The organism is Lachnospira rogosae (ex Hitch et al. 2025) (assembly GCF_040096455.1).
GTDB classification, from domain to species: domain Bacteria; phylum Bacillota; class Clostridia; order Lachnospirales; family Lachnospiraceae; genus Lachnospira; species Lachnospira rogosae.
In genome coordinates this window covers 1-21,080 of record NZ_JBBMER010000004.1, presented here as the reverse complement: position 1 = coordinate 21,080, position 21,080 = coordinate 1, and the positions used below count along the sequence as shown (strand labels likewise).

Below are 21,080 nucleotides of genomic sequence, written 5' to 3'. Positions count from 1 at the left end.
CATTTCCCTTTCTTATTCAACAGTCTTTGGAACTATAAATCCATATTCGTTAGCTTCTGGTGCATTGGCAAGTGTAGCCTTGCTTCCATCGCCGTTAGTAACAACATCTTCCCTCATAACATTATTAACAGGGAATACGTGTGACATAGGCTCAACGCCTGTTGTATCAAGCTCGCCAAGCTTATCTATATAATCAAGCATACTTGCCATATCCTTCTTGGCATCCTCTTTTTCCGACTCAGAAAGCTCAAGCTTAGCAAGAATACCTACATATTCGATAGTTTCATCACTAATCACATTAGCCATAACATATCATCCTTTCTATTATGTCAGACAGGTTTGCGCCCTCACGCGCAAATCCTGTATGGAAAAATCTTTGTTTTGTTTTTATTAGTGGATTTTTTCCATTAGTCCCTGACCTTAATATGAACCTCTCTTAACTGCTGTTCTGTTACCTCATTAGGTGCTCCACACATAAGATCCTGTGCTGTACCACTCATTGGGAATGGAATAACCTCACGGATATTCTCTTCATTTCTAAGAAGCATAATCATACGGTCAACACCTGGTGCCATACCTGCATGTGGTGGTGCACCGAACTGGAATGCGTTGTAAAGTGCTCCAAACTTAGCCTTAAGTACTTCTTCATCATATCCGGCAATTTCAAATGCCTTAACCATAATCTGCATATCATGGTTACGCACAGCACCTGATGATAATTCAACACCATTACATACGATATCATACTGATAAGCAAGAATATCAAGTGGATCCATAGTATTAAGTGCTTCAAGACCACCCTGTGGCATAGAGAATGGATTGTGTGTGAAACCAATCTTCTTAGTTTCTGGGTCTCTTTCAAACATAGGGAAGTCATTTACATAACAGAATCTGTATGCATTTTTCTCTATTAAATCAAGACGTGTGCCAAGTTCGTTACGAATCTGTCCTGCAAAGAATGCAGCCTTATCTTCCTTATCAGCGATAAAGAAAATAGTATCTCCTGCCTGAAGTCCTGCAAGTTCCCTGATTTCGCCTTTAAGTTCTTCTGGAATGAACTTATCAATTGGTCCCTTATATGAAAGGTCTTCAAGAACCTCAAGGTAACCAAGTCCACCCATACCAATTCCTGTAGCGAACTTAAGAAGCTTCTCGTGCTGGCCCTTTGAAAGCTTAGCGTGAACATTGATAGCTCTTACAGTCTTATTCTGGAATGGCTTGAATGTACATTTATTGAAGAAATCGGACAAATCTATAATTCTAAGTGGGTTTCTAAGGTCTGGCTTATCTGAACCGAATTCAAGCATAGCCTGCTTGTAGCTTATAATTGGATAAGGAGCCTGTGTTACAACTGAACCCTCTGGTGCAAACTTTGCAAATGTCTCTGTAAGCACTTCTTCACCAACTGCAAATACTTCTTCCTGAGTAGCAAAGCTCATCTCGAAATCAAGCTGATAGAATTCTCCTGGTGAACGGTCAGCTCTTGCATCTTCATCTCTGAAGCAAGGAGCTATCTGGAAATACTTATCAAAACCAGATACCATAAGAAGCTGCTTGTACTGCTGTGGTGCCTGTGGAAGTGCATAGAACTTGCCCTTATATTTTCTTGATGGAACGATATAATCTCTTGCACCTTCTGGTGATGAAGCACAAAGAATAGGTGTCTGGATTTCAAGGAAGCCCATATCTGTCATCTTCTGACGAAGGAATGAGATAACCTTTGAACGGAATACCATATTATCCTTAACCTTAGGGTTTCTTAAGTCTAAGTATCTGTACTTAAGTCTTACATCCTCTCTTACTTCCTTAGATGTCTGAATTTCAAATGGAACCTGCTGGTAAACCTGTCCTAATACTGTAATCTTCTTAGCTTCAAGTTCAATAGTTCCTGATGGAATTTTAGGATTGTAAGTTTCCTCATCTCTCTGCTCCATAATACCATCGATACTGATACATTCTTCCTTCTTAATACCCTTTAAGAGTTCTGGTTCACGGATAACTACCTGTAATACTCCGTACATATCTCTTAAATCGATGAATGAAACTCCACCGTGATCACGAATGTTCTCAACCCATCCTGATACCTTCATCTGCTTTCCAATGTCGTTCTCACTTACATTCTGTAATGTGACATCTCTGTAAATGTTTGCCATCTTGATAATAGCTCCTTTCTGATTGTTTTATATTGTTAATGTGTGTCTTATTGCAGCTGATAAATATGTTGCTCCAGCTTTTCTGCAAAGGCTGTAACGATATAACTTAGTGGCAATCGTTATCTGCACGCAAAAAATCCCGGAATGCCTTACCAGCATTCCGGGACGAATAATACATAATTATCCGCGGTACCACCCGCATTGAACGAAATCCGCTTCTGAATAGCTGTCATCTAGAAACTTGTCTTCAATAACTTAACCACTCAGGCTTCTTATCATTCCTCTTTAAGTACTTAACGCGTACAACGTAATAACCTACATATATCACCTGCCTGTCTATAACAGCTGCATGCATACGCATTTCATAACATATTCCAAGGGCATTGATATAATTCAGATATTCAACTCCAGAGTGTTCCTCTTGACAATTCCCTGTGTATGCTTTCAGTCGGTGGCATCACTTTCCTGTCAGGTTCCATGAAAAGAAGTCTCTTTCCCAGTCTTTAATATATTCATATAGATAAATAATAGCATATCCTTATGAATCATGTCAATCTATAACTTTATTTTTCCATTTTTAAAAATTATTATGATTCAATTTCTGAAGTCTATTCAATAATTAATTCTACACTTCATAATCAAGGCAGGATCTTACTGCCGTATATGGACGTACCTTTCCATCTGCTATGGCAACGTGAAGCGGATTAGTGCTGTATGCCTTAAGAGCATCTGCATCTGTAAATGTTGTATCAAGCATAACATCTACTGTTGATGTTGCTAAACCATTGATATTAACCTTTATATCTACAAGACCCGGTATATTTCCTGCAAGTCCTTCAAGACCTTCCTTAATACCTACCTTTACATTTTCCTTCTCTTCTGCTGTAAGTTCTTCCTTTAACTTCCACAATATAACGTGTTTAACCATATATCTTAATCTCCTTTTCTATCAGTTTCTTTATTCTTCCATTTCTTTTTCCTGCATTTTTATCTGTTAAATATCAATTTGCAAAACTATTAAATGTATAATTTCATCAAAATATTAAAAACTATGCTCTGTATACCCAGTTATCTTTTCTTGGGTGACACTGAGGTTCTTCTCCATCTACATAACCAAGTATACAATGTCCGATTCCTTCATAATCACCTTCTATGCCGAGTGATTTAAGTATCTCTCTGCCTTCTTCGCTCTCAAATTCTTCCTTAGCTCTATGTATCCAGCAGCTATCCACACCAAGTGCGTGTGCCTCAAGCATAAGATTCCCCATAACCAGAGTACCATCATATATATATGTAGGCATACTCTTATCAGCAAGAACAACAAGCACAACTGGTGCACCATAAAATGGATCAAAATCTTCTGACTTTCCCATTATTCTAGAATTCATCTTAGAAAGCTTATCTCTTAATTCCTTGTCAGTAACTGCAAGTATAATTGGCGACTGTCTGTCCATTCCTGTAGCCGCATATGTTCCCGCTTCAATAATTTTATCTATAATCTCCGCAGGAACCATATCATTTTTATACTTTCTTACGCTTCTTCTTGTCTTAATAACATCTAATATATCACTCATAGTGCGCTTCCTTTCTATAATTATATTTATATGATGTCGGGGTCAAAAGCCCCCGACTTTGATACCTACGAATTGTTCCGTGCTACGCACTTCCATAATTCTGGTATCATTTATATATCATTTATCCTGTTATATGAAGCATACCGATAAGCACAACCGCAGCCAGTCCATAATATGTAACAACTGCAACAAGATCATTAATTGTTGTTATAAGTGGACCAGAAGCTACAGCAGGGTCTATCTTTATCTTATGGAAGAACATTGGTGTAAGCACGCCAATAAGGCTTGATATAAGCATTGCTAGCAGTAATGATACACCTACACAACCCGATATTGCAAATGCATAATGTACTGGCTTGCCCTTAACAAGGGTAATATATATTCCAAGTAATATAAATGCCATAGAACCAAGCAGTAAGCCATTAGCAAAACCAATTCTCATCTCTTTTAACACGAATTCAAGCTTCTGCTTAGCTGATATATCTTCGTCCATAAGAACTCTGATTGTAACGGCAAGTGACTGTGTTCCAACATTTCCTGCCATATCAAGTATGAGTGACTGGAAGCATACAATAATCGCAAGCTGTGACACTACATTTTCAAATATGCCAACTACAGATGATACTCCCATACCAAGGAACAGTAACAGAATAAGCCATGGAAGCCTTTTCTTCATACTTGCAAAAAGCCCCTCTGTAAGGTCATTCTCCTCTGTCAAACCGGCAAGCTTTGCATAATCATCGCTCATCTCTTCATCTACCGCTTCTATGATATCAGAAGATGTGATAGCACCTATTATTTCTTTGTCTTTATTTAATACTGGAATTGAATCTTCGCTGTAATCCTTTAAATCTTCGATACATTCGCTCATCTTTTCGTGAGCATATACATATGGATATGATGTACTTATTATATCCTCAAGCTTCTGGTAATCTCTTGCTACAATAAGATCTTTTAAATCTATTGCACCATAATATATGTTATTATCATCAACCACATATATTGTATTGACGTTATCATTTTCTTCTGCCTGTGCAACAAGCTCTTTCATAGCTTCCTTTATTGTAAGCTTATTGTTTATGCATATGAAATTAGTAGTCATCTTACTGCCAATCTCATCATCGTCATATGAATAAATCAGACACACATCATCTTTGGCATCCTTTTCCATATGTGATATAAGTGCCTGTCTTTCTTCTTCTGATACATTATCAAGAATATCTACAGCATCATCAGCATCCATTTTTTCAAGGACATCTGCCGCCTCATCTACAGATAATTCTGTCATAAATTCTTCAATGTATTCAGGTGTATCTTCCAGATATGAGAAAATCTCTGCCGTCCAGTCTACACCAAGAATCTTGTAAAGCCTTATTCTTGTATCTTTGTCCAAAAGCTTAATTGCATCTGCTATATCATTCTCGTGATATTTAGATAACTTCCTGCGGATTAATTCATCAGATTTACTACTTCTAAGGACTCTAACAATATCCTTGCTATAATCCTTATGCATAACTACATTTGATAGAATCTTATTCATCATTATTCTCCTTTCATTATGGGAAGAACAATGACTAAGATTAGAAAATACGCGACTTTAACAGACTATTGCACACGTCTCTTAAGAAACGCAGACAATAGCTTTGTCGGCTTATAATCTATGTCATTGTTCCCTATTCGAGGACTATCATGCCCGTCCATTATCGTCACCTCACTTTTAATATATTGTATATTAAGAAAATATATTGAACACACCACTCTAATATACCCAATATATACTCTTAACATTTGTCGAATTAATTGTATAATCTCATTTTCTGACTGTCAACTAAAATCATTGTAAAATATTATCATATACCTCTCATATACTAGTTACAATCAACCAGGACATACTTACATTCTTTGCAAACATTATTCATTTACAGTTTTTAATTCCACTTGACGTCATATAGGTTCCTGCTAATATTACCAATACCGATATAACTGCAATAATGCCGGAAATGAAACCTCTGATGCCATTTTCTATTATATCTTTTTGCTGAACCCGCTTTATACTTTTCGCCACAGATAAGAAGTACCGGACAACTGATACGATATTGCAGGTCTGCTTTGATTGCCTCAGCAAGCATTCTGTAACCAAAACCATTTTGCAGTTCCATATGGTTTAGGGGCTGGCGCTATTGATGCATCTGTAAACCATTATGTGGCCAATAAACTGATTAATTTTATCTTACATCAATTTGGAGGTTTACTTTATTAAATTATTGTGAGTCAGACAAATATGAATCTACTGATTCCATACCATTATAAATTTCTTTTCGCCTGTGTTATCGTCCACACTTTCGGATTGAATACTAAATTTCTCACGTAAATAAAATTTGATTGCTTTCTCATTTTCCTGATAGACACTTAATTTTAATTTTGATTTGAATTCCTTTGCATGATTTAGAAGTTGTTTTCCGATACCTTTTGATTGCATTGTTTCTTTTACAAAAACACCTTCGATATAGTCATCATTCAATCCAATGAAGCCATCTATCTGCTTTGTACAGTCATCCTCATGTACATATATTTCTGCGTGAGGAAGCATTTCTCTTACCATATTGCAGTTAGTACGCCAGTAATCGGACGGTATGAAATGATGTGCTTGAATATTCGTATCAAGCCATATCTGCATCACTGCGTCTATATCGTTATCGCTGTATTGTCTTACCAATTCTCTATCTCCTAACTACTACTTATTTCTTGTTCCAAAAGTGGAAGTATCTACATACCTTAAAATCGTTTTTATAACTTCATCAATCACAATCGGCTTTGACAAATGCGCGTTCATTCCTGCATCCAGTGATGCCTGAACATCTTCTGCAAATGAATTAGCTGTCATTGCTATAATAGGAATGTTTTTTCCATCCGGTCTGTCATTCATTGCCCTGATTACTTTTACAGCTTCATAACCATTCATTTCAGGCATCATGATATCCATCAGGATTACATCAAATGTGCCTTCCGGATGATTTCTGAAAATCTCAACGGCATTCTTTCCATCCACAGCTCTTTCTACATTCATCCCGAACTCTTCCAACTGCACGGTAGCAATCTCTGCATTCAGTTCATTATCCTCTGCAAGAAGGACATTCACACCTGTAAGATTTACCTTTTCAGAAAAACCTGTGTCTGACTTATTACATTCCTTATCTGTAATTTCCAAAGGAATATCGACAGTAAATGTAGTTCCCTTATGCTTTTTACTCTGCACGGAAATGGTTCCACCCATCATATATATACTTCTTTACGATAGCCATCCCCAGTCCAACTCCATGGTACTGCGTTCTCACATCGGAATCTTCCTGTGCAAACTCCTCAAAAACTTCTTTTGTAAATTCCTCACTCATGCCAATACCAGTATCCGAAATGCGGTAACGCATATTTATATATCCAATGCAGAATCTGTAATGTTTTTCACATCCGCCGGTACCGGATTGTAATTCACTTTTCCACTTTCGATGCTGGTCAGATCTAATATATCATTGATCAGCGACAGTAAATGCTCTGAGCTTTCGTCAATCTTTTCCAGACAATTTTTCACTTCGTCTGACGGATTGTTTTTCATTGCAATACCGGTAAATCCTATGATTGCATTCATCGGTGTCCTCATATCATGGGACATATGTGACAGAAATGCTGTTTTTGCCTTGTTTGCAGCCTGTGCATGCTCTGCCAGTTCCGCCATTTCCTCAGTTTTCTTCTGTTCCGCCTTCTGAGCTTTTTTTCTTGCACTAAGATGCACCATTGTCACAGCCATAGTAGTCAGCAGCAATCCAAAAATAAGAAGAACCAAAACAGTAACAACAGGATACAGACGGATCCAGTCAACAAATGTCAGATCTGTTGCTTTGTATGTGGTATACTGTGCTGCAAGATCTTCAACAAGATTTTGGGGCATGGCATACATTGCTTTCGTCAGAATACCAGCCAGCGCATGGTTCTCATTTGATGAAATTACCATACGGTAGGTGAATGTAGGCTGTTCCAGCATAGTATATGTCATGGTGCCCGTAGTGTCACTGTTCACAAACGCCTGTGCCATGTAATAGTAGACGAAGGCAGCATCTGCTTTACCCTTACGGACAGCTTCCATCATTTCCTGTCGGGTACTGCACATCAGTTTTTCTGCATCGGGTGCCATTGCATCTGCAATTGAATTTGCTACTGTCTGGTCAACAGTAGCAACAGCATTAATTTTTCCATCAAAGTCACGCCGTGTCACCCTTGCCAGCTGCATTGTAATGAAAGGTGCAGTAATCCCCCATTTTTTCGTCTCAGCATAGTTATCTGTTTCCAGGCGTGCATCGATGCTAATATCTGTAATATCCTTATTTTTCTGATAGGCAATATACTCATCTCTGGTGGCAGGTGTAAGAAACTCATAGGAAATCCCGGCATAGTCTGCAATTTTACGGAAGTAATCCGGGATAATACCCTTCATCTCACCATTTTCATTATAAGAATATGGATAACGGGTCGGATCACACAGAACATGAAGCGGATTGTCCTTGGAATACTGTGAAATAATACTTTTTTCTTTCTTGGTATATTCCAGATTCTTAGTTTCTATGCTTTCATAATTTTTATTATAAAGTGTCGTTTTCCAGTCGCCCTCAACTGCATTCATCTGGTCGATTGCATAATTGATCTCATTCAGCAATTCTGTATTACCTTTTTTAACCATGACATAGAAATCGCTGCTGTCAAATTTATCCACGATACGCTCATTGTTTGTTTTTCTCAGAGAACTAGCAGCAATAGCATCAACATTTCCACTCTGAAGAGCTTCCTCCATCTCTGCTGTCGTATCAAAATAAAATGGATCATATGTAAATCCTTTGTTGCCTGCAAAATCCGCCAAACTCTTTATCTCGGAGCTTCCATTAAAAAGTGCCACACGCATACCGTTGTAAGTACTGTAATTGCCATCCACAATCGTGCTGTTGTCACTGCGGACGGTCAGAATCCCATTATTGGTTCCTATCGGACGTGAAAAATCAAACTTTTCTTCTCTTTCCGGTGTTTTGCTGGGAGATGTTACCATATCAATCTCGCCATCTTCAAGCATCTGCTGCATATCATCCCAGCTCTTATCATATCCGACATATTCGTAATCTACATCCCAATAACGGGCCATCAGCCGAAGAAAATCATAGCCATACCAAGTCCGGTTCCCTGTATTTTGTTTGTAATGGAACTTTCCGCACGGGTAAACGCATCAAAAATTCATCCGCTGCAATCTCTGCACCGTTTCACCATTCAATACCATCCAGGTTTGTAAACTCACCGATTGCCACAGCCTGGATGATTTCATTATTAGACCAGTCTTCACCAAGATCCATGGAATACTGACACCACTGCTATCAGACAACGTTTTGCCTTTTTCATACTTTACCTATTTCTTTCCTGATAAAATCATTATTGTTACGTCTGTGAAATAACTCCGTAAAAAAACACTGTCAAACAGACAGTGCACGTCATTTTATGCAACTGGCTGCCATTTTAAAGGCCCTGTAGCTTTGCGTCCAAGACTTTCATCTGGTTTGCCGATTTCCTTATTATAGCTTTTAAACTTATGCAAAAAAACTGGTTTTATTATACTATAGTGCTCTACTGTACACAAAAAAAACATTACCGTTTTAACTTGTTAAGGAGCTGGGGAATGAACCCGCATATAAAAAGCCGGATAACTTCAGGATAATTCAGGACGAAAGTGACATAGCTTCTCTTACTTAGACAATATTTACCACATTTAATATGAGGAATGGAGTAACATTTAATGTGCTAAACAACAGTCAACGGCAAATTCTTTTCCGACCAATCGGCAATCAATTCGGGATGTACTTCCGCTAAGCTGTTACTCATATCAAAACCTCCACTTCCTCTGTGATTAGAGTATATGAGGTTTTGGCTTTTACTTATAGTTTACGAATGTCGGTAAAATTAAAAAGCCCTTTGAGAAAAGGATTTCTCCTCTCTCAAAGGGCTTGGTAAACTGGAAGTTATAAACATCTTTGCAAATATACCATATCTATTAACTGTACACCACACTCATAAATTGGGTGGTCATAATTGTCCGTAAAGAAATTCGGAATATTGTGAGATCGGACAAATCCGCATTTTTCATAAAACGGTACGGTCAACGGGCTGTCACCTGTTCCAACCTGCAAAATAGAATATTCATCTGCATATTTACTTACAAGGAAGTCAATCAATGCTTTCCCATAGCCCTGTCCTTGATTCTGAGGATCAACTGCAATATTTTTAATTTCAAGTATTCCATTATCTTCATCAGTAACGACACATTCAGCTTTTACATTACCATCTTCAAGTACATACATAGTACCTTTTTCAAGATAGTGATCAATCATATTTTCCTGCTCATCAGCTAATAACAATAATGCTATAAATTGCTTTTTATTCTCATTCACTTCTCGGATTTTCATATCTATTACTCCGTCAAATTCCAATTTTAACATCAGACGTGTGGTTTTACATTCACGTATAAAGATTCTTTCACATGCTTTGTTCGTCCTTTTCAAATATCAGAATCTTCTGCGTAACCTTTTTTGCAATAGGTAATAACGCCAAAAGTCTGTATGCAGATGAAAATAACTCCATGCCACGAAGAATATTATCATCTTTTATTTTATGATACCCTGTTGTCATATTCCCAAGGTCTTCAAAATGATCTGCACCGAAGACAAATTTTGAGCCTGTTTGCTGTATGGATTTTTCTGTTCCTTCTTTCTTTACCCATGCCTTTGCCAGACATTCCATAAGAATACAGGCATTATCAAAGTTGTCCTTTATTATTTTTAATATCTTACCGTTTTCTTCTGCTGTCAGATACATTGATAATCCTTCAATGATAAAAAGCATTTTCCCCCGCACTTTTACTTCTTTTGACCATGCAGGGTCAAGTGCAGAAATTCCTATCGTAGAAACACGTCCTGATTCCTCGAAAATCTGATTGCGGATTGCTATCGTTTCTGGAAGGTCCAGATTGTACCATGTAATTTTACCATTATCCATGCGATAAAATCTCGTATCCAGACCACAGGCAATATTAACCACCGTACAATCAGGATTTTTCTCTATAAAATTCTTTACTAATTCATCAAAAACTACCGTTCTGGCAATTACCCCTTTCCCCATCGTAGAATCCCTAGCCGCTGTAGAAAAATCATAATCAATTTTATCGACTAATTCTACCGCCTTTGCATCATAGAATTTATTATGTTTACTTTTGGAATATTGGGCTCTGGCATAAAAGCTCTGGAGCATTGTCTCAGCACTGCCACTGATAGTAGGTTTTATTCTTTCACTCATACATTTACCTTTTTTACAATATAATTAGTTGTGGCTAACTTGATTGTAACACATTTTATGAAAATAAACAATTCAAATTAACGTGTCTTGGAGTGTCTTGGAGACAGGCCCCATAAACTTCTTAAACTGAGAAATCTCTCATCTACCTGAATTCAATTATATCTTCAAATGGTTTTCTTGGTCTTTTATCTGGAGATTCATCCGCAATTCCAACCGCAACCAATCCAGTCAGTTGGCAGTCAGTTCCAATAAAATCAACAAGATCATTGTATGCAAAGCATGTATTTGCAATCCACAAAGTACCTAATCCATACCCTGTTGCTGTAAGTATCATATTTTGAATGGCAGCACCTATAGATAATGAGTCACAGATTTCTACAATTCTCTTTTCATTTTCTATGCCAGAAAATGGTGTCTTCTGATTAGTATTAAGCACAGCAATTAGACATGGTGCCTCCTGCATGATTCTTACAGTATTCTCAGCATCTGGTATTGCAAATACCCATTCTGGCATTAGTTCATGGCTGATCTTTTCTGCATTAATACCTTGCTGCATTACTTCAACCAATTTGTCTTTTTCATCTCCCTGATATACGATAAATTTCCATGGCTGTCTGTTCTTAGCAGATGGAGCAAGTGTAGCGCTGTATATCATATCTTCAATCATGGTTTTATTAACTCTATCTGGTTTATATTTTCTTATGCTTCTTCTATCTTCTATTTCCTTTATCATAATTTTTTACTCTTACTTTCCCAGTTAATCATATTTTCCAGTCCACCATTAACCTGAGCAACTGAATTAAATTCGCCCTTGCTCAGTCTCGCCTTCCGGCTCGGTCGGTTCGTAGCAAGTCGTCCACCGGACGACACTCACCCTTTTTCTTTCATATCAATAAACTGGTACTTAATACCTCTCTCCTTAAAGAAACGCTCTGCCTTTTTTGTATCATTACATTTCTTAGTTCCAAATATCTGAACGTTCATCTTAATATTCCTTTTCTATTTTTTCGTTAATTCCATACATTTTCTTGAAATTATCAAGGTCTGCCTCACTCCTAATCAGCATGACCTCTTCTATCTTACCTGTATGAATATCCTTAAATCCAGCTACCTGTTCACCAGTGCAGATGCTGGCCTTAATTACTGGTCTTTTGCTATCTTTATCATAAGAACGCATTATCTTTTTCTTACTAAATAATCCCATTTACATTACCCTTTCTTTGTCTGTGCCAACAGCACAAGTTTTTCAAACGACTCTGCAAAATGAATATTATCCTCATTTGACCTCTTTTTATGTCCCTTTATATGTTTTTTACTGCTTGCTCTTTTCGCACATTTAGTTATGTGCCTCTGCATAAGCATCTGATCTATGTTGTCGTTAGTATACCACTTTCCTGACTGATGAATTGCATATGCACCCTTACTCAACGCCATAGCTGCAACCCCATAATCCTGTGTAACAACTATGTCATCACGCGTACATAAGTTAACCAGCTTAAAATCAACTGCATCAGCACCTGCGCTTACTGTTACTACATCACTATAATCGGATGTAAGCACATGATTAGTATCACATATAAGCGTTGTTTCTATATTGTATTTTCTAGCTATGTTCTCTACTATCCGTATGACAGGACATGCATCCGCATCTACATATATGTGCATTATTACCTCTTTTAACAATTAATCGATTTTTAAATCAGTTGACAGCTTATACCATCTCTTAATATAAGCATCCTCAAATAACTCAAAACTATATTGATTTCTTCATCTGTAATTTGGTCTATCTCGTACTTTCAAATATTATTGTACTTTGTCCCTATTCCAAATTTCATATCCCTGACGTCTCGCTGAGTCATATACTGGCTGCATGTTCTTTTCTAATATGTGGCAAAATTCCGGTTTACCTTTTCCTGCAGTATACAGTTCCCTTACAGCCCATATAGAATGCAGATTATCTCTGTAGCAAGCTTCAAAGAGTTTATGTAATTCCGGTTTTTCATATATTTTTTTATACATAATAAACTGATTACCAGCAAATATTTCAAAGAAAGGTTCCCACTTAGGAAGCTTGTTATTCTTAGAGGAATTGAGTGAAGAGTCCATTGGCATCAGATTCCACAACTCATCATTCATTACAAATGACCACGGTATAAAGTGATCTATGTCATATTGTTTAGTATTTACCGGCTTCCCTGTAAATACATCTCTTACCTCACATACATCAAGTATTCCTTCCCACAGTTTCCTTGCATGGGATAGCTTTCGCATCTTTTCATCAATAGGTGCCAGTTTATATACTAATCCCGGTACTTCCGGATTATTGTTTTGCAGCCATTTAACCTTTTCATACTGAATCCAGCCAAGTATATTTACTGTATTATCCTGTATCATTAAAACCCAGTCAGGATTAAAATATACTTCTTTCTTTAGTTTGCTGCTGTCTCCAAGAATATAAGGTAATGGCACAATTATCTGATTGACCTTCTTAATATATGCTGTCAGTCTTTTTACACTTCCCCAGTCTGCAGGCTCATCACTTTTTGAAAAGAATCCTGACAATGCTCTGTACGGAACCATATTTGTAAGCTGTTCCTTTACCACCTTAAGCTCATTGTTATATTCTTTGATTGCATTTTTTATTTCTACTTTTGACGCATTAGCAGGTAAGCTGCTGTATTCAGATAACAAATTTACTGCCCTTTCAAGCCCGTCCCTTACCATTCCATCAGATTGTATTCCACTAAGATGTATATGGAACTCTCTTACTGAATACCATGCATTCGATATCATTTCATCTATTATCTCATCAAATGTTGTCTGATAAACATTTTCCGAAATCAGATGCACAATCGCCTCAAGCCAGTAGAACTTATAACAATATGACGGATCTTTCATCATCTGTGAAAATCCTTCTATATCCAGCATGTTATAATATTTTTGTTCAACTATTAAATGGTTGTCACCTTGCGAAGTATAATATTCAGCCATTGCTCCGTACCCCTGTTTTCTCTTACATCACCTGTTGCCCAGATTTTTTCTTTCTTAAATCCATTTATAGGCTCCATCAACATATCAAAACTTTCCTCTGTAAGATATGTGAAATACCTTCCATTTCTTACGCCCTCAAAATCGCCATACTTAAAAGACATATATATCACACCATTTCTTTTAAGTGCCTGATACAGCCTCTTTATCATGTCCGGCAGTTCACATTTCTTTAAATGAAGAATTGATGCACATGCCCATATACCATCATATATATTACTGTCATTAAAATTCTCGAAAAGCATATGCTGTACCTGAATACCAGTGTACTTTGTTGCTGCCTTACATAATTCTTTTGAACCATCCATTGCATCAACTTCATATCCATTATCTATAAAATACTTAGTATCTCTTCCAGAGCCGCATCCAAAATCCAATATTTTTGCTTTCGCTGGCAAAAACGATAAGAAAAGTTCCTGTATTTCATGAAAATCCACATTTTGAGTTGTATTGACAAAATCTGCTGTATGCAGATTGTAGTAATCTAATGTATTATTATCACTCATTTTTTTTACTTCCTTATGTTTTGTTATCATTACTATAACACAAATACCAGTTACACTAAAGACTGCTTTAAAAATATGGAAACATAATTCATTATAAAATTCACATCAAATCTTAGAGCCTTTTTAATTTAAAAGTACTACTACATTTCCATGATGCTATTTTCATCAGCATTACACCCCTGCTCACTAAGTATTTCCTGACACTCTTCTATTATATTGCCATATAACAAAATCCTATGTTTATAATTAAGACATCTCTCAATTTATAAACATAGGATTTCAGTTATTTCTCTTTATTCTGATAATATCTACAATACTGCTGTATATGTATCAAATACACTATATGTTACATATCACATTTACTATCTTTTATGTCCCTGCTTCATATTCCCCAAAAATGCACTTGAAACGGATACTGTCGTAATAAGTGTGTTTTCCTGCTCCAAGCAACATCTGTATTGCTTTTTGGTGTATTCCTGCCTCTGCCTGCTTTGAATATGTCAATAGCTGGTTTACTGTGTTTACATCTGTCACTGTCTTCATAATTATTCTCCAAACCCTTTTTCAACATTAAATGCCAAACATATGTTGCAATATGCCCAGCATATTATTTACTCTGCCTTCAACAGCTTCTGGCTGATTCCTTAATTCATACCTGCTTCCATAGTAATCATTTAAACGGTCTTTCATCTCATTACAAAATAATTTTTGATCTGTTTTACCATTTAAAAACTGATTGCAGATACCACTTATCTCTTTCTTCTCATTTGTATAAAAAGCTGTCTCATCTGAGATTATTTCTGACTTGTACTTATAAGATTCTGTTTTGCTTCCAATTCCAACAACCATATAATCCGGTGTCATTCTCTCCATGATAGAATTGCGTGCCGAATTATTAAAATGAACATATTCGTCAATCATGTCTGAAAAACCTGCTTGTAATTGCTCTGGAACATACATTTCATTTACTTTCCTTAGTCCCGCTTCACTTGCACTTAACAAAAATACAGATTCATAGGAAGTTCCTCTATATCCCTCTTTGGCATTTAAAGAGTCCATATCTGCTGTCATTGTATTAATCTTCCCTTTTAAATCTTTCATTTCATCTTCTGTCAAATATTCAGAAGCATTTTCATCCAGCCATTTTTCAAAAACCTCTGACTGATTTTCCGAACAGCCTTCAAACGCACTTTGTTCTCCAGAAATGGAAGTTGCTTTCAAATCTAATTTGAATAAATTTTCACATTTGTAGTCCGCTGGTATTTCTTTTATCTCTCCATTGATTGATGAAAAATGCATTGCCTGAAAATCTGAGACTTTATCACGAGCAGTCTCAACTAACTTTCTTGCTGAATCACTGATTTTCACATCATCCTCCGAAATAATATTCTGAGGAACAGTTGTTTTCTTCTCGACCTTATTTTTTATCATCTCAGGATTATTAATATACCTATTTCCTTGAACTTTCATAGCAACCTCCCTAAGTTAGTCCACACTTTCTATACTTCTTCATCTATCTTGCTTGATGTTAATAAAGAATCCGTCTTAGAGTATGTACCATTATTTGTATAGGTTGCACTCGCCCGGTTTGCAGCATTCGATATACCAGTTGCTTTCTGCGATATTTTGCTTACAAAAGAATTATATCCTGTAAAGATCGTTTTCAGCGAACTGATATCTGCCTGCCTTAAAGCATCCTCATCTAATTCCAACTTGTTTCCTTTTCCTATGGTAATACCTATTTTGGCAAGCATATTACTGTTTTTGTCTGTCATTCCAGTCATCCATGAAGCATTTCGCAATACATCCTTTGTATTAGATTCTCCGGCTTCCTTAACTACATCATTATAATCTTCAACAAAAGATTTTACTGCCTTGGTAATTTTATCCCAGTCATAATCCTCTACCTCAATCTCTTCCCCCGTTTTTTCATCTTTCTTTTTTATTTTCTTTTTTTCCCAAAGAGATGAGTCATTCAAAGCATCTGCTGATTTTTTCAGAGAATCTGCACTTGTTTTCATCAAGGTAAGTTTTTGTGAAGTATCACCTTTTCCCGATAATTTTTCAGCATCCTGTTTTGCATAATATGCTTTCATAAGTTTTCCATAGCTTCCATTTTTGATTGCAGCATAATCAGAAAGCATATTTGTATTGCCTACTGATGAACTATCTGACGTTCCACTAAACAAAGCTGAAAAATCTACATTGCTGTTATATTTACTTGTATAATCACTAAAACTTTTGATTTCTGACATAACACCAGCCTCCTTTCCGAACTATAAACGTATATCTATCGGTGTATATACTACCGACTGTCCACTTTCTGATGCTGGATGTTTTATTGTTTCTGCTGTTTCTATTTTGACATCTGCATTCTCTGATGCATCTGTTGTCGTATCTGCATTTTCCTGTGTATTCTCTGCTTTCTGAGTTTGATTCTTCTTTGTTTCTGCTGCATCTGTACGGTTGTCTGCCTTTGCTGCTTCTTCCATAGATTTATTTGCATCTGAAAGTGAAGACATCTGTGCTGCTGTTGCAGACTGCGCTTTTGCCTGCAAATCTGACAGTTCTTCTTCTTTCTTTTCGGTATTGCCTTTTCCAGCATCCTGCTTGATTTCAGACTCAAGCACACCGGCTCTTCCTTCCATCTGTGTTGCCATACTACCCTGCACTTTTGCCTGCTTCATAGATGAATCTACGGAAATCATTGCCCGCATACCTGCCTGTGACAAGCCTGTTCCTTTCTTTGCAGATGTATTTTTTGTACCAGCCACCATATCATCCATAGATGATTTTTTACTCTGCTGTTCCTTTCTCTGTTCAATCTGGTGCTGTCTTAACTGTTGATTGAGATTTGTAATTTCCTGTTGTATCTCCTGACGTTTCTTCATCTTATCCTCTAATGACAGTTCTTCATTTGATGATAAGTCCTGCAATTTCTGCTGTGCATTTGCAATCTGATTCTGAATATTTTTACTCACAGAATCATTCGCCTGTGCCATTCCCATTGCTCCTGTCTGCGTATTCGTTCCGTTAAATCCATTAATTTTCATCATTTTAATCCTCCTTGTTTTGCGAAGCAAAATGCGACTGTCCATACAGGAGCAGAGGATTTTACCTCCTTGAGCTAATACTCTGAAATCCGTTTCCTGAAAATCTGTATAACATGATTTCTCTTTATTTTTTCTTTCGGCATATCTTTCTTCACAATAAACTGTGATGTTGTGAACCGCCCTTTTTTCGTTGTGAAGCAGTCTGAAAATGCTTTTCAGACTGTCGCAGTGCTCCTCAAATATTGTTTGCAAGCAACATATTTTCATCGCTACCTGTGCAAAAAAAGTACTACATATTTCTGTAATTTCTGTAATTTACAAAATACATAGTGCCAATTTATTTCTTTATTCTACCTGCATCATAATGCTAAGGATTACTTCCTCATTTCCCTGCTCCAAAGATATATCTCCCATATACATTCTGGCAACCCGGCGAATGTTATTCAAACCAATTCCATGTTCCCTCCCAGATTTGGTTGTTTCTGGCAAATCGCTATCACCAAAATTAAGCTGACCCCCAAAACTGTTTTTTATGGTTATCATAAAGATACTGTTTTTCCGAAAAGAAGAAATACTGATATACGGATCATCTCCACTTACATTTTCCATACAGTTATTCAAGGCATTATTCATGATCACACTCAAATCAAATGCATTTAACTTCGTATTATGCGGATAATGAAAATCCGACAGAAACCGAATCTGCCTTTCTTTTGCTTCTCTCAGCTTTTCCATCAAAATGACATCAATTACCGGACTTCCTGTCTTTATTTCCGGAGATACCTCGTCCCATTCATTTTTCAGATGTTCCAAGTATTCTGTAGCATCATCCATATTATTATGTGCCACGAGATGTTCCAGTGTCTGTATATGATTTCCCATATCATGGCGCATGGAGCGGATATCCCGATACAACTTTTCGACTTCCCCAATATGCTTTTTCATGTCACTGATCTGATTTAATACCAGCTCTTGTCCCCGCTGTTCTTCCTGCATCTCTTTCCAGTTTTGGAACATTACAATCACAACAAGAATAGCGACTATGGAAATCAGATAGTGTAAAAAGCTTAAAGCTCCATAAAATCCATATGTATCAATCAAGTTCTTTCCAGTATCTCTTTCGTATATCATGAGATAATATTGTAAAATGCCATACCCAGTGACGCCTACAAGCGAAGGTATAATAAGCATTACCATCTCTTTGACGCTCATTTCATCTTTTTTGTATATATACGCTTTATTGATCAGTCCTATTGCAACCGCAATAAAAGCAATACAAAGTACAATATCCAAAACTCTGGTTCCAACATATAGTCCGTATTGCAACCACACTTTTTCTGCACTCATATTCCGAAATACAAGTGCTTTTGTAACAAGATCATCAAGTCTGCCTGCCATTGCAACCGTTAACCATCGGATAGAAAAGAACGTAATTGCAAGAAATATTTTCTGATATATATTTCTTCTGTCCTCTACATACATTGCAAGAAACACTGCTATAACTCCAATCAGATATGCGGAAAAATTATCAATCTGTGGCGGAATCATATATAAAACAAGCATAATCGTAATATAAACAATACTGACTGCCACAGCCCCTTTTTTCTTTTTTATATAGGGACAAACAAATTTTCCAAAATAGATTCCTGTAATCATAAGGAGTGCAATAACAGAAATTTTCGATGTAACCATCCAGCATTTTTCTACCAAACTCATCCGATTTCTTTTCCTTTCCTCTGATTATATTTCAAATATTGTTTTACAAACTCAGAATAATTCTGTTTTGCAATCAATGCAGTTCCATTTTCCATCGTCACACAATTTGCATCATATTTCTTAACATATTTGAAATGTACGAGGTAGGCTCTGTGTGTACGAAAGAAATCTGCTCCCGCAATTTCACTCAGTTCCTGCAATTTTCCATAATATTCAATATTCGTATCCCGTGTATGGATAATGACTTTTCGATTATATACCTCGGCATACACAATATCCTTCAAAAACACTTTCATATGGCTTCCTCCGGACTGCACCATCATGTATTTTTCATCCGATTGATTTTCAGAATATTTTTCAATACTTCTGACTGCACGTTTCACAACTTCCTCAAATTTTTCATCTGAAAATGGTTTCACCAGATAATGAAATGCTGCAACATCAAATGCCTGAAAAACATACTCCTCCACAGCAGTTACAAATATCAATACCATTCTTTCATTTTTCTGACGCAGAATCCTTGCCGTTTCCATTCCATCCATTCCTGGCATCTGAATATCTAAAAATAGAATATCCGGCTCACAACCACTTGCAATCAATTCATCACCAGATAAATATTTATCTATTACTGCATCCGGTAATAATTTCTTTATTTTTTCTTCTAATATCAATCCTATAGATTTTTCATCATCACAGATTGCTATTTGCATCTTGTCACTTCCTTACTTACATACAATTATATTTATTATATCGGAAAAGTTCTTTAAATAGCTAGCCACCATGTTGTGAACAGACCTTTTTTTGATGTGAAATAGAATATCACATATATCGCTTTATCTGCTTCCTGCTAATTTGTTTTATCCGACACACGCTCCTTGGAGTGACTGTATCTATCAAAAAAAGAAGTCAGCAGTTTATTCACGCACTACTGACTTGGCAAAGACGTAAAACCTCCCTGCTTCTCCACTTTGTAATGTGCCTCCAATGCACGCATTTCGACTACTGTGGCATTTGATGGATCAACGTCATTGATATAAATTCTTTGTTCAAACTCTTTTCCGTTTTCATCCACACCTTTCGCTAACACCACTGGATTTTCATCCGTCGAATCATCCGAATATTTAAGGCAATAAGAAAGACCTGTACCATTACCTCCTGTCCACAACATATTATCTGTTGTGAATATCTGGTATACCTTTGGTGTTTCAGCCGTATAAAATGTATTTTCCGCAGATACAGGGGCTTTCATATTATTGCCTTTTTGTTGTCGGTACATTGAAGATACCGTATTTAGACCAGAACCAATGTGCATACTTCTGTTCCTCCAATCAGCTTAAAAATATCTCTATATTCTAGACCACTTCCTGCCTTAACTTTTTTTGAATACACATGAAAGGGATTTTCTCCTTGGTGTGAATGACCATCGGTTTGTCATCAACCTTTCTAATTTTCAATTTTCTCACCTACTACTTTGAAAAATAAAATAAGCCGCTAGGGAACAAAAATTACTCCTTAACGGCTATGTAAAATCATTCAATATTCAATTATTAAAAGCAACATGAAACTGGAATTTTGGCATTTCTACAAGTACCAATATGAGTGCATTCCACATAAATATGTTTTGGAATTTTTCGGCATTTGCTTTATTGCATT

Annotated in this window: 22 protein-coding genes, 2 pseudogenes and 1 riboswitch; all 24 genes and pseudogenes read right to left on the bottom strand. The window is 36.6% G+C overall.

All coding sequences use genetic code 11. From position 1 onward, the window contains the following. Positions 1-12: 12 nt before the first annotated feature. Positions 13-306, bottom strand: coding sequence for an Asp-tRNA(Asn)/Glu-tRNA(Gln) amidotransferase subunit GatC (gene gatC, locus WMO14_RS06175; protein WP_022502781.1), 294 nt, complete (start codon positions 304-306; stop codon positions 13-15). A 101-nt stretch (positions 307-407) separates the two neighbouring features. After that, on the bottom strand, positions 408-2,153 hold the full coding sequence (aspS, locus tag WMO14_RS06170; RefSeq protein WP_055176409.1) for an aspartate--tRNA ligase: 1,746 nt from the start codon (positions 2,151-2,153) through the stop codon (positions 408-410). A gap of 625 nt (positions 2,154-2,778) precedes the next feature. Beyond that, on the bottom strand, positions 2,779-3,081 hold the full coding sequence (locus WMO14_RS06165) for a Dabb family protein (protein WP_022501704.1): 303 nt from the start codon (positions 3,079-3,081) through the stop codon (positions 2,779-2,781). A gap of 121 nt (positions 3,082-3,202) precedes the next feature. Further along, a complete protein-coding gene (locus WMO14_RS06160; RefSeq protein ID WP_116444006.1) occupies positions 3,203-3,727 on the bottom strand; it encodes a nitroreductase in 525 nt (174 codons plus the stop codon). A 121-nt stretch (positions 3,728-3,848) separates the two neighbouring features. After that, positions 3,849-5,267: a magnesium transporter gene (gene mgtE / locus WMO14_RS06155; RefSeq protein WP_349153471.1), complete on the bottom strand. Its 1,419-nt coding sequence runs from the start codon at positions 5,265-5,267 to the stop codon at positions 3,849-3,851. Positions 5,268-6,014: 747 nt separating this feature from the next. Then, positions 6,015-6,443, bottom strand: a complete 429-nt coding sequence (locus WMO14_RS06150) for a GNAT family N-acetyltransferase (protein ID WP_090140243.1) — start codon at positions 6,441-6,443, stop codon at positions 6,015-6,017. Positions 6,444-6,461: 18 nt separating this feature from the next. Then, positions 6,462-6,983, bottom strand: a complete 522-nt coding sequence (locus WMO14_RS06145; RefSeq protein WP_349153470.1) for a response regulator — start codon at positions 6,981-6,983, stop codon at positions 6,462-6,464. Next, on the bottom strand, positions 6,973-7,152 hold the full coding sequence (locus tag WMO14_RS06140) for a sensor histidine kinase (protein ID WP_349153469.1): 180 nt from the start codon (positions 7,150-7,152) through the stop codon (positions 6,973-6,975). The genes WMO14_RS06145 and WMO14_RS06140 overlap by 11 nt, the downstream gene beginning before the upstream one ends. A 2-nt stretch (positions 7,153-7,154) precedes the next feature. Beyond that, positions 7,155-8,849: a transporter substrate-binding domain-containing protein gene (locus WMO14_RS06130; RefSeq protein ID WP_439655294.1), complete on the bottom strand. Its 1,695-nt coding sequence runs from the start codon at positions 8,847-8,849 to the stop codon at positions 7,155-7,157. 405 nt (positions 8,850-9,254) lie between these two features. Further along, a riboswitch (cyclic di-GMP riboswitch) is annotated at positions 9,255-9,330 on the bottom strand. Between the two features lie 444 nt (positions 9,331-9,774). Continuing rightward, positions 9,775-10,218, bottom strand: coding sequence for a GNAT family N-acetyltransferase (locus tag WMO14_RS06125; RefSeq protein WP_020993163.1), 444 nt, complete (start codon positions 10,216-10,218; stop codon positions 9,775-9,777). A gap of 70 nt (positions 10,219-10,288) precedes the next feature. Continuing rightward, positions 10,289-11,104, bottom strand: coding sequence for a class I SAM-dependent methyltransferase (locus WMO14_RS06120; RefSeq protein ID WP_055176426.1), 816 nt, complete (start codon positions 11,102-11,104; stop codon positions 10,289-10,291). Between the two features lie 142 nt (positions 11,105-11,246). Beyond that, complete coding sequence (locus tag WMO14_RS06115; protein WP_090140241.1) at positions 11,247-11,837, bottom strand: nitroreductase family protein; 591 nt, start codon at positions 11,835-11,837, stop codon at positions 11,247-11,249. Further along, positions 11,837-12,088: pseudogene (locus tag WMO14_RS06110) on the bottom strand (arsenate reductase family protein); the annotation flags it as partial. The gene WMO14_RS06115 and the pseudogene WMO14_RS06110, both read right to left, overlap by 1 nt. A gap of 1 nt (position 12,089) precedes the next feature. Beyond that, positions 12,090-12,308: an aspartate dehydrogenase gene (locus WMO14_RS06105; RefSeq protein ID WP_349153468.1), complete on the bottom strand. Its 219-nt coding sequence runs from the start codon at positions 12,306-12,308 to the stop codon at positions 12,090-12,092. Positions 12,309-12,313: 5 nt separating this feature from the next. After that, complete coding sequence (locus tag WMO14_RS06100) at positions 12,314-12,769, bottom strand: YaiI/YqxD family protein (RefSeq protein WP_349153467.1); 456 nt, start codon at positions 12,767-12,769, stop codon at positions 12,314-12,316. Between the two features lie 138 nt (positions 12,770-12,907). Further along, positions 12,908-14,095 carry an HNH endonuclease domain-containing protein gene (locus WMO14_RS06095; protein ID WP_349153466.1) on the bottom strand — a complete coding sequence of 396 codons (1,188 nt, stop codon included), beginning with the start codon at positions 14,093-14,095 and terminating at the stop codon, positions 12,908-12,910. Beyond that, positions 14,056-14,658, bottom strand: a complete 603-nt coding sequence (locus tag WMO14_RS06090; RefSeq protein ID WP_349153465.1) for a class I SAM-dependent methyltransferase — start codon at positions 14,656-14,658, stop codon at positions 14,056-14,058. Before WMO14_RS06090 ends, WMO14_RS06095 begins: the two co-directional genes overlap by 40 nt. Before the next feature lie 369 nt (positions 14,659-15,027). Next, positions 15,028-15,201 (bottom strand): hypothetical protein, encoded by a 174-nt coding sequence (locus WMO14_RS06085; RefSeq protein WP_156333758.1) that lies wholly within the window; start codon positions 15,199-15,201, stop codon positions 15,028-15,030. Positions 15,202-15,228: 27 nt separating this feature from the next. Beyond that, complete coding sequence (locus tag WMO14_RS06080; RefSeq protein WP_349153464.1) at positions 15,229-16,128, bottom strand: hypothetical protein; 900 nt, start codon at positions 16,126-16,128, stop codon at positions 15,229-15,231. Between the two features lie 29 nt (positions 16,129-16,157). Further along, positions 16,158-16,913 carry a flagellar filament capping protein FliD gene (fliD, locus tag WMO14_RS06075; protein ID WP_349153463.1) on the bottom strand — a complete coding sequence of 252 codons (756 nt, stop codon included), beginning with the start codon at positions 16,911-16,913 and terminating at the stop codon, positions 16,158-16,160. A 21-nt stretch (positions 16,914-16,934) separates the two neighbouring features. Then, on the bottom strand, positions 16,935-17,711 hold the full coding sequence (locus WMO14_RS06070; protein ID WP_349153605.1) for a FlxA-like family protein: 777 nt from the start codon (positions 17,709-17,711) through the stop codon (positions 16,935-16,937). Between the two features lie 345 nt (positions 17,712-18,056). Beyond that, the gene (locus tag WMO14_RS06065) at positions 18,057-19,427 is read right to left on the bottom strand and encodes a sensor histidine kinase (RefSeq protein ID WP_349153462.1); all 1,371 of its coding nucleotides are present in this window, start codon (positions 19,425-19,427) and stop codon (positions 18,057-18,059) included. Then, positions 19,424-20,137, bottom strand: a complete 714-nt coding sequence (locus tag WMO14_RS06060; protein ID WP_055176448.1) for a LytR/AlgR family response regulator transcription factor — start codon at positions 20,135-20,137, stop codon at positions 19,424-19,426. Before WMO14_RS06060 ends, WMO14_RS06065 begins: the two co-directional genes overlap by 4 nt. A gap of 224 nt (positions 20,138-20,361) precedes the next feature. Further along, a pseudogene (locus tag WMO14_RS06055) lies at positions 20,362-20,739 on the bottom strand (hypothetical protein); the annotation flags it as partial. Positions 20,740-21,080: the final 341 nt, after the last annotated feature.

What these genes read in the sequence shown, in the direction of transcription:
- gatC (WP_022502781.1), bottom strand. Translation starts at nt 306, where the DNA reads ATGGCTAATGTGATTAGTGATGAAACTATCGAATATGTAGGTATTCTT.
- aspS (WP_055176409.1), bottom strand. Translation starts at nt 2,153, where the DNA reads ATGGCAAACATTTACAGAGATGTCACATTACAGAATGTAAGTGAGAAC.
- WMO14_RS06165 (WP_022501704.1), bottom strand. Translation starts at nt 3,081, where the DNA reads ATGGTTAAACACGTTATATTGTGGAAGTTAAAGGAAGAACTTACAGCA.
- WMO14_RS06160 (WP_116444006.1), bottom strand. Translation starts at nt 3,727, where the DNA reads ATGAGTGATATATTAGATGTTATTAAGACAAGAAGAAGCGTAAGAAAG.
- mgtE (WP_349153471.1), bottom strand. Translation starts at nt 5,267, where the DNA reads ATGAATAAGATTCTATCAAATGTAGTTATGCATAAGGATTATAGCAAG.
- WMO14_RS06140 (WP_349153469.1), bottom strand. Translation starts at nt 7,152, where the DNA reads ATGCGTTACCGCATTTCGGATACTGGTATTGGCATGAGTGAGGAATTT.
- WMO14_RS06130 (WP_439655294.1), bottom strand. Translation starts at nt 8,849, where the DNA reads ATGCAGCAGATGCTTGAAGATGGCGAGATTGATATGGTAACATCTCCC.
- WMO14_RS06125 (WP_020993163.1), bottom strand. Translation starts at nt 10,218, where the DNA reads ATGAAAATCCGAGAAGTGAATGAGAATAAAAAGCAATTTATAGCATTA.
- WMO14_RS06120 (WP_055176426.1), bottom strand. Translation starts at nt 11,104, where the DNA reads ATGAGTGAAAGAATAAAACCTACTATCAGTGGCAGTGCTGAGACAATG.
- WMO14_RS06115 (WP_090140241.1), bottom strand. Translation starts at nt 11,837, where the DNA reads ATGATAAAGGAAATAGAAGATAGAAGAAGCATAAGAAAATATAAACCA.
- WMO14_RS06105 (WP_349153468.1), bottom strand. Translation starts at nt 12,308, where the DNA reads ATGGGATTATTTAGTAAGAAAAAGATAATGCGTTCTTATGATAAAGAT.
- WMO14_RS06100 (WP_349153467.1), bottom strand. Translation starts at nt 12,769, where the DNA reads ATGCACATATATGTAGATGCGGATGCATGTCCTGTCATACGGATAGTA.
- WMO14_RS06095 (WP_349153466.1), bottom strand. Translation starts at nt 14,095, where the DNA reads ATGGCTGAATATTATACTTCGCAAGGTGACAACCATTTAATAGTTGAA.
- WMO14_RS06090 (WP_349153465.1), bottom strand. Translation starts at nt 14,658, where the DNA reads ATGAGTGATAATAATACATTAGATTACTACAATCTGCATACAGCAGAT.
- WMO14_RS06085 (WP_156333758.1), bottom strand. Translation starts at nt 15,201, where the DNA reads ATGAAGACAGTGACAGATGTAAACACAGTAAACCAGCTATTGACATAT.
- WMO14_RS06080 (WP_349153464.1), bottom strand. Translation starts at nt 16,128, where the DNA reads ATGAAAGTTCAAGGAAATAGGTATATTAATAATCCTGAGATGATAAAA.
- fliD (WP_349153463.1), bottom strand. Translation starts at nt 16,913, where the DNA reads ATGTCAGAAATCAAAAGTTTTAGTGATTATACAAGTAAATATAACAGC.
- WMO14_RS06070 (WP_349153605.1), bottom strand. Translation starts at nt 17,711, where the DNA reads ATGAAAATTAATGGATTTAACGGAACGAATACGCAGACAGGAGCAATG.
- WMO14_RS06065 (WP_349153462.1), bottom strand. Translation starts at nt 19,427, where the DNA reads ATGAGTTTGGTAGAAAAATGCTGGATGGTTACATCGAAAATTTCTGTT.
- WMO14_RS06060 (WP_055176448.1), bottom strand. Translation starts at nt 20,137, where the DNA reads ATGCAAATAGCAATCTGTGATGATGAAAAATCTATAGGATTGATATTA.